Source organism: Bacillus coreaensis (assembly GCF_050586445.1).
Taxonomy (GTDB): Bacteria; Bacillota; Bacilli; order Bacillales; family Cytobacillaceae; genus Robertmurraya_A; species Robertmurraya_A coreaensis.
The window spans coordinates 37,490-50,206 of the sequence record NZ_JBOCCY010000012.1; the positions used below are offsets into that span (position 1 = coordinate 37,490).

9 protein-coding genes and 2 riboswitches are annotated in these 12,717 nt (G+C 38.7%); of the genes, 1 reads left to right on the forward strand and 8 read right to left on the reverse strand.

Annotated elements, in window-relative coordinates; all coding sequences use genetic code 11:
* Positions 1-16 precede the first annotated feature (16 nt).
* Positions 17-2,302: a ribonucleoside-diphosphate reductase subunit alpha gene (locus ACQ5H4_RS16915; protein WP_430776173.1), complete on the reverse strand. Its 2,286-nt coding sequence runs from the start codon at positions 2,300-2,302 to the stop codon at positions 17-19.
* Between the two features lie 139 nt (positions 2,303-2,441).
* A riboswitch (cobalamin riboswitch) is annotated at positions 2,442-2,638 on the reverse strand.
* 447 nt (positions 2,639-3,085) lie between these two features.
* Complete coding sequence (locus ACQ5H4_RS16920) at positions 3,086-4,627, reverse strand: DHA2 family efflux MFS transporter permease subunit (protein WP_430776174.1); 1,542 nt, start codon at positions 4,625-4,627, stop codon at positions 3,086-3,088.
* Between the two features lie 183 nt (positions 4,628-4,810).
* Here ACQ5H4_RS16920 and ACQ5H4_RS16925 point away from each other — a divergent pair, with 183 nt between their 5' ends.
* Entirely contained in the window at positions 4,811-5,671 is an 861-nt protein-coding gene (locus ACQ5H4_RS16925) for a TetR/AcrR family transcriptional regulator (RefSeq protein WP_430776175.1), read from the forward strand.
* A 470-nt stretch (positions 5,672-6,141) separates the two neighbouring features.
* Here the strand turns inward: ACQ5H4_RS16925 and aroQ are convergent, their stop codons facing one another.
* From aroQ to ACQ5H4_RS16955, 6 genes are all read right to left on the reverse strand, one after another.
* A complete protein-coding gene (aroQ, locus tag ACQ5H4_RS16930) occupies positions 6,142-6,600 on the reverse strand; it encodes a type II 3-dehydroquinate dehydratase (protein ID WP_430776176.1) in 459 nt (152 codons plus the stop codon).
* 138 nt (positions 6,601-6,738) lie between these two features.
* On the reverse strand, positions 6,739-7,623 hold the full coding sequence (locus tag ACQ5H4_RS16935; RefSeq protein WP_430776177.1) for a LysR family transcriptional regulator: 885 nt from the start codon (positions 7,621-7,623) through the stop codon (positions 6,739-6,741).
* Positions 7,624-7,736: 113 nt separating this feature from the next.
* Positions 7,737-8,603: an amidase gene (locus ACQ5H4_RS16940; protein WP_430776178.1), complete on the reverse strand. Its 867-nt coding sequence runs from the start codon at positions 8,601-8,603 to the stop codon at positions 7,737-7,739.
* 43 nt (positions 8,604-8,646) lie between these two features.
* A riboswitch (cyclic di-GMP riboswitch) is annotated at positions 8,647-8,736 on the reverse strand.
* 47 nt (positions 8,737-8,783) lie between these two features.
* Positions 8,784-9,554, reverse strand: coding sequence for a YhfC family intramembrane metalloprotease (locus ACQ5H4_RS16945; RefSeq protein WP_430776179.1), 771 nt, complete (start codon positions 9,552-9,554; stop codon positions 8,784-8,786).
* 149 nt (positions 9,555-9,703) lie between these two features.
* A protein-coding gene (locus ACQ5H4_RS16950) for an IS3 family transposase (protein ID WP_430776180.1) occupies positions 9,704-11,058 on the reverse strand; the annotation gives its coding sequence in 2 pieces (ribosomal slippage) (positions 9,704-10,614 and positions 10,614-11,058; 1,356 coding nt in all).
* Positions 11,059-11,126: 68 nt separating this feature from the next.
* The gene (locus ACQ5H4_RS16955) at positions 11,127-12,563 is read right to left on the reverse strand and encodes a DEAD/DEAH box helicase (RefSeq protein ID WP_430776181.1); all 1,437 of its coding nucleotides are present in this window, start codon (positions 12,561-12,563) and stop codon (positions 11,127-11,129) included.
* Positions 12,564-12,717 lie beyond the last annotated feature (154 nt).

Sequence of the window (12,717 nt, forward strand, 5' to 3'; positions counted from 1 at the left end):
CCTTCTCCTTTCAAGCTTAGCTATGGCAAGCTTCACATTCTTCAATCTCTGACTGCGAAGTACTTCTTACGTAATACGTCGTTTTTAACCCTTGCTTCCAAGCTTCTACGTGTAAATGGAGCAAGTCTTTTGCTTTTATATCGTGTCTCACATACAAGTTAAAACTGATAGACTGATCAATATGACGCTGACGTGCTGCGTTTTGACGAATACTCCAAACTTGGTCTAACTCATGCCTTGCTCTTCGGTAGTACGTGTATGTGCGATGGTTCAAGTCAGGTGCGGTTACCTTGAACTTAAAGTTCTTCTTTTCCTCCGCATATTCCACTGCGTACAACGGATCAATTCCGTCAGTTGAGCCACCAATTTTTGCAGTCGACGAATTTGGAGCAATCGCCATCAGCCAGCCATTACGAATACCGTTTGCCTTTACTTGTTCTTTTAACTCACTCCAACGGTCGGACGTGTAATTTCTCCGCTCGAAATATCTTCCTGTAGCCCATTCAGACGTCTCAAATTGACTGAAGGCACCTTTTTCTTTGGCAAGCTCCATAGATGCTCGAATCGTGTAATAAGCAATATTTTCGTATAGTTCATCAGCAAACTGGACCGCTTCTTCTGATTCCCAATGGATCGATTGTAAGGCCAACAGATGATGCCACCCGAACGTCCCTAAGCCGACCGCTCGATATTTTTGATTCGTTAACTCGGCTTGTCCAACTGGAATGGTATTCAGATCAATAACATTGTCTAGCATCCGCACTTGAATCGCTATTAATCGTTCCAGCTCATTAGCACCATAAGCCTTTGCCAGGTTGATCGATGAGAGATTACATACAACAAATTCTCCGGGCTTTCTCACGATTACTAGATTGCCATCTTCGTCCTTGTATTCTTTTACAATCGTTGTACTCGACATGTTTTGGGCGATTTCTGTACATAAATTACTGCAGTAGATAGATGTTCGTCCTTCTGCACGCTTGTTTGGATTTTGACGATTCACCTCATCTCGATAGAACATGTAAGGTGTACCTGTTTCTAGCTGAGCCACCATTATTCGGGCCATAATATCCATCGCACGGTAGGTTTTTCTTGGTAAGAGTGGCTGATTCACAGCTTCTTCGTATTTTTCTGTAAAATACTTTCGATCTTTTTCATCATAAAAATCTTCAAGCCCAAGCGGGTTCCCACTCTCATCCTTCCAGCCCATCAGCTGCTTCACTTGGTGCGGACAGAATGTATGCCATTCTCCAATACTTCTGCCGTTTTCATCTTTCTCTTGAAGTTTTTCCATAAATAAATCAGGGATGGTAACTCCTGTGAAAATGTCATGAGCCTTTCTTCTCTCATCCCCATTATTGGTCTTTAGTTCAAGAAAGCCATTCATTACGTCTTTATGGAATATATCTAAGTAAATGGCAACCGCCCCTTGTCTTTGACCTAATTGATCAACACTTACGGCTGTATCATTAATCAAGCGGATCCAAGGTACGACTCCAGAGGACATTCCTTTAAACCTCTTGATATCGGAACCTAGCGCGCGAACCTTTCCGTAATAAATCCCGATGCCACCGCCTTCTTTACTTAAGCGAGCGATATCCCAATTGTTCAAATAAATGCCGTCAAGCGAATCATCGACTGTGTCGATAAAACAAGAGGACAGCTGACCAAAGTTCTTGCCTGCATTTGATAATGTTGGTGTGGCTACCGTCATATATAAATGACTAAGGGCCCAGTAGGCTTCTTTTACTAACTCTAGTCTTTTGCCTTTAGATTCATTCATCATGATGGTCATCGCAATAACCATGAATCTTTCTTGCGGTAACTCATATACATTTCTATCATGATCTCTTGCAAGGTAACGATCAGCAAATAAAAACAGACCAATATAGTTGAAAAGCTTATCTCGTTCAGGACTGATTGTGTCCGCTAATTCTTTAATTTCTCCCTCTGTATACATTTGCAGCAGTTTAGGAGAGTAGATCCCTTTCTCTGTTAACGTTTCTAGCAAATCGTAAAAGTTCCCATATGTATGTGATGAATCGTAGTTTCGATTTTGCGAAGCTTGTTTGTATAATTCGGTTAAGTATATGCGCGCGGCAACAAATGTCCAATCTGGCTGGTCCATCGCGATTTTATTTAAAGAATAAAATAAAGCTTGTTGGCTCACTTCTTTTTTTGCTGCCTCTAATTCATTTACCATTTTTGTCATCTCAGTGGCGTCTAATTGATAAGTTGAAGAACACTCTTCAATCGCTCTTAACACCGATTTATAATCTTCATGTACATCTACTACTGTCATGATCGTCCCTCCTGAAAATAAAAATCCGCTCAAGTGGTTCCTTGAGCGGATGAAACGATTTCAGCAAAAGACAAACAGGCAAAAATACTTTTTGTCTTCTGTCGCCATCGTTTCATCTTCCCAAATCCCCGAAGAAGTTGAAACATCTTAAGTAAGATAGGTCTCCTGACTTATGCTTCACTCTACTTTGAACCCTTCCCATTAGGCACCTACATCTCGTAAGCAATCTTCACAGTGGCTTGTTCATTTTGTCAGCATTTACAGTTGCGGGGGCAGTTCTGGTCTTTCACCAGATTCCCTATTAAGCCGTACGGCATCTTATCTTAAGGCAACAACACAATATATAGTTGAGTTTTCACTTATGTATATCCATATCTAGATTTAATACAAACTTAATAGTAACGGTAGTTTAGTAGATACGCAAGTATAAAATCTTGGATTTGGTAAAATATTGTTGTTGACTTTAGGGGCAGGCGGAATCTCGGAATGGATTTGAAGAGATTGTTTTTTTCGGCACTGTTTCGATTCTTTTTGCAATAAATGGAGTGGAAACTAAGGGATGAAAGGGCATTTCTGAATGGATTTTGGTATTTTTTTAGGAGGATTAGTAGATTAGTTTGGGATTTTATTTGTGATTTAAAAAATTTATTTGCGATTCTGAGATTTTATTTGCGATTCCGGGATTTTATTTGCGATTCGAAAAATTTATTTGCGATTCTAACACTTTACTTGCTATTTTAAAAAAAGACCCTCAATTTCGAGGGTCCCCTTCAGATACGAGCATTAATTTTCAGCTAGCTTTGCCGGTACAACCTTTGACACTTCTTTTCCTTCGATTGGATCCTCTGCTTGTGTGGCGCGTTTGATAAAGAATGCGAGGATGAAGGCGACAATTGAAATCCCTGTAGCTACTAGGAATGCATCATTAATTCCTTCGAGCATCGCCTTCATCATAATCTGCTCTTTCATTTGAGCGATCATTTCAGCAGTTGGCTGTGCGGCTCCTGCTCCTTGACTTGCAGCCGTCTTCATCGCTTCGTCAGCCAATTCTTTGGCGTGTGTTTCTGTACGATTGGACATAACCGTAACTAGTAATGCGGTTCCGATTGCCCCAGCCACTTGGTTTAACGTATTGTTCATTGCCGTACCATGTGGATAGAAACGCGTCGGAAGTTGATTTAATCCGTTTGTTGAAACAGGCATCATAACAAATGACATCCCAACCATTCGAACTGTGTAAAGGATGACTAAGTGCGTATAGCTTAAGTCTACCGTTAGCTGACTAAACTCATACGTGGTGATTACCGTGATTCCTAAACCAATTAGCGCCAATACTCGCCCACCAAATTTATCAAACAGTCTCCCGGTAATAGGAGACATAATCGCCATGGCGATGGCACCTGGTAGGAGCATTAACCCAGCGTCTAGTGGAGAAATTCCACGAATCGTTTGAACATAAATGGGAATAAGGATCATTCCTGAGAATAATGCCATGTTTGTTACCATGGATATAGAAGATGACAAGGCAAACATGGGGTATTTAAACACTTTAAAGTTTAACAACGGATTGTCTTGCTTTATTTGTTTTAAAATAAAAGTTACTAGCGAAATGAAACCGACTGCAATAGCCAGATACACATGCGGACTGTCCCACCCCTTGCTTCCTGCCGAACTGAAGCCGTAAAGAATCCCACCAAAACCAATACTTGATAAAACTAATGAGAAAAAGTCTAAACGAAGATTGCTCTTTTCTTTCTTATCTTTTAATAGGAAGAAACCGATTAATACCACTATTACTGAAATAGGGGTAATAAAGTGGAAAAGCATTCTCCAATCATAGTGTTCAATAATCCACCCTGATAATGTTGGACCAATGGCAGGGGCAAACATGATGATTAAGCCAAAAACCCCCATCGCTGTTCCTCTTTTTTCAATTGGAAAGCTAACGAGCATGACGTTCATAAGCAATGGCATCATAATGGCAGATCCTGATGCTTGAAGCATACGTCCAGCTAAAAGAATCGGAAATTCGTGAGCCACACCAGCCACTAAAGTACCAATTGTAAATAAACTCATGGCGACTAAAAATAAATTTCGAACTGAATATTTCTGTATTAAGAAGGCAGTAGCCGGAATTAATATCCCGTTAACTAGCATAAAGCCAGTAGTTAACCATTGAACCGTGGCAGCTTCTACCTCTAAATCCTTCATGATGGATGGCAAAGCAATATTTAATAAGGTGTTATTTAAAAACGTGATGAAAGCCCCAATTAACAGAACTCCAATAATCCCGTATGGCGGCCGTTTATCTTGTTTTTCAGCCATGTATGTTCCTCCTATACTATAAGTCCAATAAAATGTACTTCTGTTATACACTTTACATATATTATACCCTGAGTATAAAAATTGCAATGAAAAAACACAGCTAAATAATGGGTTTGTAACCTTCAGAAAAATAAGTTACTATACTTTTATACAGTGAGTCCAAATACTAATTCGGGTGATACAATGAATGATCGGAAGCAACACGTTATTAATACAGCCCACCAGCTTTTTGTAGAAAAGGGATTTCAAGCAACTTCCATTCAAGACATATTAGATTTTAGTAGTATATCTAAAGGAACCTTTTATAATTACTTTTCTTCAAAAAACGAGCTACTCATGGCCATTTTCCGAGTGATCCAAAAAAAGTTTGAACATGAAAGAAACGAACTTTTAATCGGAAAAGACCCGTCAGATATCGAAGTGTTCATCAAGCAAATGGAATTGCAAGTGAAGACCAATCGAGCAAGTAATCTTATACCTTTATATGAAGAAGTGCTATTTTTAAATGATTCTGAGTTAAAAAAGTTTATTAGTGATTTTCAGTTGCGAATGTTACGTTGGGTATACGAACGCTTTCATGAAATTTTTGGCGAGAGCATGAAACCCTATCTTCTTGATGCTGCCATTATGTTTACCGCTATTTTCCACCATAACCTTAAGTATGAGAGAATGGCGAATAGCTTAAAGAGCAATCCTGAACGGGTAGTAAGATATAGTGTTAATCGACTTTTGGCACTAATGAAGAATGTAGGGGAAACCGGTGAGCAACTTCTTTCACCGGAACTGTTGGATGATTGGTCTCCAACTTGTCATAAGAAAGATAAATCTTATCAAGAACAACTTACACTTGAAATTATGAGTCTAAAAAAAGAGAGCATGCATATGACTGACTCTGTGAAATATATCGAGCTGCTCGATTTCATCTTAGAGGAGCTTTTGCAGCCTAGCCAAAAGAGGCAGTTTGTAGTGGAAAGTGCAGTAAGAACCTTAGAGGATCACTTTGGAAAAGCAAAACTACAACAACTACGTTCGTATCTTCAATAACAAAGCTAGCAGGTCATGGGTCCCTTTGTCTTGGCCTTAATCGAGTAACTAGCATAATAAGCGGAGAATTTCCGGTTAGATGCAGAATGGAGCGGATTTCGGAGGTAAATAAGGGGAGGTTTTCCGCTTATGCAAAGCAAAATCTCCTATTTTGGGATTTTTTGAGCCATTAGGCGGAATCTCTCCGTTTATTTAAGCTTTTTTTAATAACAATTACTAATTAATCGGAATTTCTCCGTCTATTTTTCAGCTCGGGTGCTTAACCTGATCCCTCAACTGATAAGTGCGGACCCTCTTAAACCTAAATGTGGGAATCAGCAGCTTTTTATCGACCAGTTTTAATTGTACAATACTTAATCATGTTAATTACTACAAGACGTATGCAAATTCATACGTCTTGTCTTGTGTATTTTAATTAATAAAGTACCCAAAAAACGGAACCCTTTAGTTATTGGCCTGCTAGCTTTTTTTTAAGCTTCTTGTAATTGCTTTTCATCAATAAGTGTTTTTGCGGCTCTTAACCCTAATAAGTAACTGTCACATCCAAAACCGCTAATCTGACCTTGAGCAATTTCTGCAAATACAGAACGATGTCTAAATTCATCTCTTGCATGGATATTAGACATATGAATCTCAATAAACGGTACTTCTAAAATATCTAAAGCATCGCGAATTCCGTAGCTATAGTGGGTCCAGGCACCAGCATTAATAATCACTGCATCGACTTTTTCACGATAGGCTTGATGAATGCGATCTACCATCTCTCCCTCACAGTTCGTTTGGAATGTTTCAAGTTCTAGATCTAACTCTTCTGCTAACTTTTTCATGTTTTCATTAATTTCATCTAGGGTAATCGTTCCATACACCTTCGGATTACGTTTTCCAAACATATTAAGATTCACACCGTTTAGCATAAGCACCTTTTTCATCATAGATTCCCTCTTCCTCTTGCTCATTATTTCACAAACTTGTTTATACGACTATTCTAAAACAGACAATCCATAAATACCAATCGGTTTTTTGGTGAGATCTATAGGCTTACCCTATGAAAAATAAAAAAAAGAGTCTTAGTTAAGTGAATTTCTTTCAATATAACTTTTAAACTTTTCCACTACAGGTGATAGGTAACGATTCTTTACACTCGCCATGTAGATAATTTGTTCTGGGAGCGGCTCCTGAAAAGGTAGAACTTTAATGTCAAACAGGTCTAAGGTGGAGGATCGCGGAAGGATTCCCACTCCTTGTTTGGCTGCCACTAAGCCCACCAATGCCGTATCTTCTGCTACTTCACAAGATATATATGGAGTGATCCCGGCATCCGTAAATAATTGATCGATTACGGGACGAAATAGACTTTTCTTGTTAAAACAAATGAATTTTTCCTCAGCAATATCCATTAATTCCACGGAATCCTTGGATGCTAACGGATGATCTTTATGAGTGATGAGTACAATATCTCTCTTCATTAATGGAATAAAATCAATTTCTGGTTCATGTTCCGCATACGTACAAAAAGCAAGGTCATAATTTTCTTCCTTTAAGCCTTGGATGATATTCTGTGTGGTTCCTTGAATACAAGAAAAGGTTACTTGTCCGCCCTCATTTTCTTCCATAAAAGACTGAATAATCGATGGGACAAAATCGGCTCCTAAGGAGAAAATGAATGCTAAGTCAATGATACCCGTATTGGCATTGGTGAGCTTTTGAAGATTCCTTTCACCCTTTTCAAGCTCCTCTAATCCATTTTCCACATAGGTTAAAAAATAGTGGCCGTATTTGGTCAGCTTAATATTTCGACCAACCTTTTCAAATAACTTGATACTTAATTCTTTTTCAAGCTCGCCGATTGCCTGGCTAAGACTTGGTTGTGTGATATATAGCTGAGCGGCTGCTTTTGTATAATGCTGTGTTTTGGCTAGCACACGAAAATATTGTAAATGTTTCAGGTTCATAAACAGAGCCCTCCCTGTTTCCAAGCTTTAAACAAAGTATATGATGTTTTTTAGGTAAGAAAAAGGACTGAATATGAACAAAAAAGCACTCTTTGAGTGCTTTCTTTTGTTCTTTATTTCATGGTTTTCCAGCTTCCCACATGGTGGATTGCCAGTCCCTTATATCCAAGAGTGGTTCCGTAATGGGAGGCAACCAAATCAAGCTGCTCATTCATGTAGGCTTCCCCTTCTTCAAAAAAGGAAATTATATCGCCTTCGTCTGTTGCACCTGTTTCTACACCGATGACTAATGCCTTATTGTGTTTGCCGGCAAAGGCTATTTCATTTTTGACGATTTCAATGATAGCTGGGGCGGTATCACGGTAGGCCATAATCGTTACACTATTCGTTTTTGTAATAACCCACTCTGCTAGATTTCCTTTGCCAAACGTATTGTTGTAAGACACTTCATCAAACCAGAATGGCAGGTCGGCTTCAAGAGGTAGTTTTAATGTGTCAGCAGAGGCACTCGCTTTAGTTATTAATTCTTGATAACTTTTAACAGTTGCCGCTCGTTTCGTATTCCAACCGCTATATAAGTAAGGCTCTACATCTAAATGAATACCCGTAAATTTTTGAGAAGCGGTTGACCCAGCTTGATAGGTTTTTAACCAGTTCATTAACGCATCTTGATTTCGATATCCTTTTGGAGCTACCCAGCTTGGTGCTCCGTCTAGAGCATATACTTTTATCCCTTTTACTGATGCCTTCGTAGTAAAGCTACGGTACACATTCATTGGGATATCACGATCGATTTGTACATAGACTTTGTTGATTTGCTTTTGTTCGAGAAAGCTTATTGTTCCCTCTTCATCACTAACAATTTCCCACGGATTCCATAGCCAGGTGGAGCGATCTACAGTAGAAGCACTCATTTTTGATCCAAAGCCTCCTATTGAAAAAAGCAACACAACAATCATTGATACTACTAGCTTTTTCATTTCAAGTTCCCCCATTCTGCCAGCCGAGGCTCACAAAATGAGACCTGGCAACCTGACAACCATTCGCTAGATCAAGCGATTAGGCTCACGGCTTTGCGTCCTTCCCTTTCGGAGAAGTTTGCCTTTTACAGTTTTTCTTTTATTATACTTTATTAAAACCAACTTTTGTCTCAGGTATTTTTACCCAATCAGCAATTTTCTTAATCTTTTTATAATGAAGAAAGATAGAACTCCGATGAAGGCAATGTACAACTCAATAATCCATAAGCTTTTGATGTATCCAGTTTGGTAGAAGGCTAAAGGAAAATCAATTGCCGCATGAGCGATAATTGCGAGCAGTACGTATTGGAACTTCTTTTTAATGACCGCTAGTAAAACAAGTAAAGTGAAAGCGATTTGCATAAAGAGAGCAAAGAAACGCTCTGGTATTCCCCATAGGTAGTGAGAAACTCCTTGATTTAATAATGTTTCTTTAATGGTTGCTGCTTGATCACTCGGAAGACTAGCTCCGATAGAGGCATCAAATGTACCTGCATTGATCATCGTTGCAAAGAGAAGGAATGGTACAACCGTTGAAAGGGCAATAACTACGGCTTCAATGCCACCCCAGCCTACCCCGAAAGACAGCCCACCTTTGTAATCCTGATATTTTTTCAACAGCCAGATAAATAAGATATAGCGCCCTACTTCCTCAAATATCCCTGCCGCAAAACCGCCGTATAATCCAAATAACCATGGATGTTCCGCATAGTTTGGAAAATTGGTTATGGCTGCAACATGAAGAAGTTTCTCTAATACTTGAGTGATAATAACAAACCCGATGCTACCTATTATTAACGGCTTGAGTGAAATTCCTACCTGTTTTTTTGTTATTAGAATGGCGTTAGTAAATAGAAGAATGGAAAAAATAATAACTGCGACCATGCTTAAGATTGTTGCATTGCTAATCATCGTAAATCCCCCCTTGTTTTTATTATCATTATTGATAATGATAATATTAAAGTAAGAGTTATATTCTGTCAATGGGGTTTTGTTCTTTTTTCCAATTAAAAAAGCACCTCTTTAATGAAGTGACCCCATAAAGTTAGACATTTATTTCATCAGGCAACTCTTAAGGTCTGAGTCCGAGTCCGGTATTGTACCGGACTCAGACCTTTTAATTTGGCTTTAATCCTTTTGTTATTGTAGTAATCAATATATTCTTCTAATTCAATTTTAAAATGTTCTACACTTTCAAACTCTTGAGTATATAAAAATTCCGATTTTAGAATGCCGAAAAAGTTCTCTATTACTGCGTTATCGTAACAGTTTCCCTTACGTGACATACTTTGTGTAATCTCATTTTCTTTTAAAGCTTTTTGATATTGGGGCATCTGATAATGCCAGCCTTGGTCTGAGTGGATTAGTAATTTGTGTCCATCTGTCAGTCTTTCAAATGCCTTTTTCAACATCTTTGATACAAGAGAATATCTTGGTTTTGATTCGATAGTATAGGCTATAATTTCTCCATTAAATAAATCTAACATCGGTGACAAGTACAGCTTTTCACCAAACAATTTAAACTCAGTAATATCTGTAACCCATTTTTCATTCGGGCTTTCAGCCTTGAAGTTACGGTCAAGTATATTGGGTGCTATCTTACCAACCTTCCCTTTATAAGAACGATATTTCTTCATTCGAACAATACTTTTTAGCCCTAACTCTTTCATGAGGCGTTGGACTTTTTTGTGATTAACGTTATGTCCTTGGTTCTTTAGCTCATCCTTAATACGACGATAACCATATCGCCCTTTGTGATCATGATAGATTGCTTGAATCATGATTTTTAATTCTATATCTTTGTCTGGTCGGCTAAATAGCTTCACGTAATAATAGTATGTACTACGTGGAATATCTGCTAATTTAAGTAAACCTTTTAATGGAAATTCATTCCTTAGTTCATACACTACTTTCGCTTTGTCTTGCTTTGTAATGCTTCCTTGTTCTGAACTAAGGCATTCAACTTTTTTAAGTATGCATTCTCCATACGTAACCGTTCTATTTCTTCTTGTAGTGCTTCTACAGATCCTTCAACAGGTATAGCTTTCTTAGTTTTCTTCTTCATAGTTAAACGCCCCTTTTTTTTGGATTGAAGGGCGTCCACTCCTTCTGACTCGAATTGCAATCTCCATTTACGGATTAAACCAGGAGATGAAATCCTAAAAATAGCCGCTGTTTCATTTGGTGACGTCCCATTATCATTCATATAGTTAAGTACGTCTAGTTTAAACTGCGCGGAGTAACTTGTATAGGATTTAGTAAATGCTTCAGCACCGTTTTGTTCATATTGCCTAACCCAGTTCATAACTACACTTTTATTTGCCCCTATTGATTCTCCGATGTTAGCATGACTACCTTGTCCCTCTAGATAGCGTTTAACAGCTAATAATTTATCTTCTGATGTAAATTTAGTCATATAAAAAACTGCACCCCTCATTGTTAGATTAGTGTCTAACAATTGGGGTGCAGTTCATTAAGAAGTGCTTATCTTCTGGCTATATGAACCTTTAATTGTTTCCCTTTTACCGTTGTATGTTTCATTTCGGACAATACCTGTGCCCCTTTGCCATTCAAGATTTCTACATAAGAGACGGTGTCAAGAATCGTGATAATTCCGATATCCTGTGCAGAAACACCATCAATTTTAGAAATGGTTCCGACAAAATCAACGGCGCGCAGCTTCTTTTTCTTGCCGCCATTAAAATAGAGTTTGGTGATATCCTTATTGAGTTCCTCGCTTTTTAGTTGCTTAATCTCCGGCTCTGAACCAATCTTCTCTTCAAAGGCAGATCGTGATCTCTCCACTTGCCCCGAAGCAGGTTTCTCCTTCTGTGGAATATGAAAACCAATGAGCTGCTCAATTTCGTCTAACAGTCGTTTTTCTCTTTCTGTAACAAACGTAGTAGCCTTTCCTTTCATCCCCGCCCGGCCAGTTCTTCCCGTGCGATGGACATAGCTCTCTTTTTCATATGGAATATCAAAGTTAATCACGAGTGAAATATTTTCAATATCAATCCCGCGGGCAGCCACATCGGTTGCGATCAGGTAGCGGAACTCTCCCCGTTTGAATTCACTCATCACATCTAGACGATCTTCCTGAATCATTCCACCATGTATTTTATCGCAATCATACCCAAGCTTCGTTAAATGATCGACAACCATATCCACACGGTCCTTTGTCCGGCAAAAAATGATACAGCTATCCGGGTTTTCGATAATCGTTACATTTTGCAATAATTGAAGCTTTTCATCTTCCTCCGCCCAATACAAGGAATGTTCAATTAGGTTACCTGTATTGCTTGAAGGTTCTATCTCAACCTCCAACGGTGAGCGCAGATAGTTTTGAGCGAGCTTTTTTACCGCATCAGGAAGAGTGGCTGAAAAGAGCATCGTCACTCGATTTTTTGGCATTTCTTCTATAATGGCCTCTACTTGCTCGATAAAGCCCATGTTTAGCATTTCGTCAGCCTCGTCTATTACAAGGAAGCGAACTTGATCGAGTAGAAGGGTGCCTTTTTGAATATGATCCAGCAGTCGACCTGGTGTCCCTACAACGACATGAGTCTTTTGTTTAAGTTTCGTTTTCTGATACATAAAGGATTGTTTTCCGTATACTTCTACTGCATTGATTCGTTTTAACCGTCCGATATTTATAAAATCTTCTTTTATCTGTACAGCTAACTCCCGAGTAGGGGTGAGTACTAGAGCTTGCGGTTTATTTTCTGTCCAATCAACCAATTCACAAATCGGAATGGCAAAGGATGCTGTTTTTCCACTTCCTGTGCGTGACTTTACGATCACATCCCGCTCCTCTAAGACAAGAGGAATAATTTTTCTTTGGACTTCAGTTGGATGTTGATATTGTAGGCTCGCTAAAGTACTCAATATTTCTTCACTTAAGGTGAAATCTGTAAAATCCATAAAACAGCCTCTTTTCAAAATTTCTTTACAATACTACATTTTACCGAACGTATTCTTTTTATGAAAACAACATGTAAAGTACATTCATTTGACCACATAATCAGTAAAATGTACATGTTTCTTTAGGAACAGAGGGAAAATACTTTCACGATGC

Coding starts and splice junctions, on each gene's coding strand:
- ACQ5H4_RS16945 (WP_430776179.1), bottom strand. CDS start 9,554: ATGATTAGCAATGCAACAATCTTAAGCATGGTCGCAGTTATTATTTTT.
- ACQ5H4_RS16955 (WP_430776181.1), bottom strand. CDS start 12,563: ATGGATTTTACAGATTTCACCTTAAGTGAAGAAATATTGAGTACTTTA.
- ACQ5H4_RS16940 (WP_430776178.1), bottom strand. CDS start 8,603: ATGAAAAAGCTAGTAGTATCAATGATTGTTGTGTTGCTTTTTTCAATA.
- ACQ5H4_RS16925 (WP_430776175.1), top strand. CDS start 4,811: ATGAATGATCGGAAGCAACACGTTATTAATACAGCCCACCAGCTTTTT.
- ACQ5H4_RS16920 (WP_430776174.1), bottom strand. CDS start 4,627: ATGGCTGAAAAACAAGATAAACGGCCGCCATACGGGATTATTGGAGTT.
- aroQ (WP_430776176.1), bottom strand. CDS start 6,600: ATGAAAAAGGTGCTTATGCTAAACGGTGTGAATCTTAATATGTTTGGA.
- ACQ5H4_RS16935 (WP_430776177.1), bottom strand. CDS start 7,623: ATGAACCTGAAACATTTACAATATTTTCGTGTGCTAGCCAAAACACAG.
- ACQ5H4_RS16915 (WP_430776173.1), bottom strand. CDS start 2,302: ATGACAGTAGTAGATGTACATGAAGATTATAAATCGGTGTTAAGAGCG.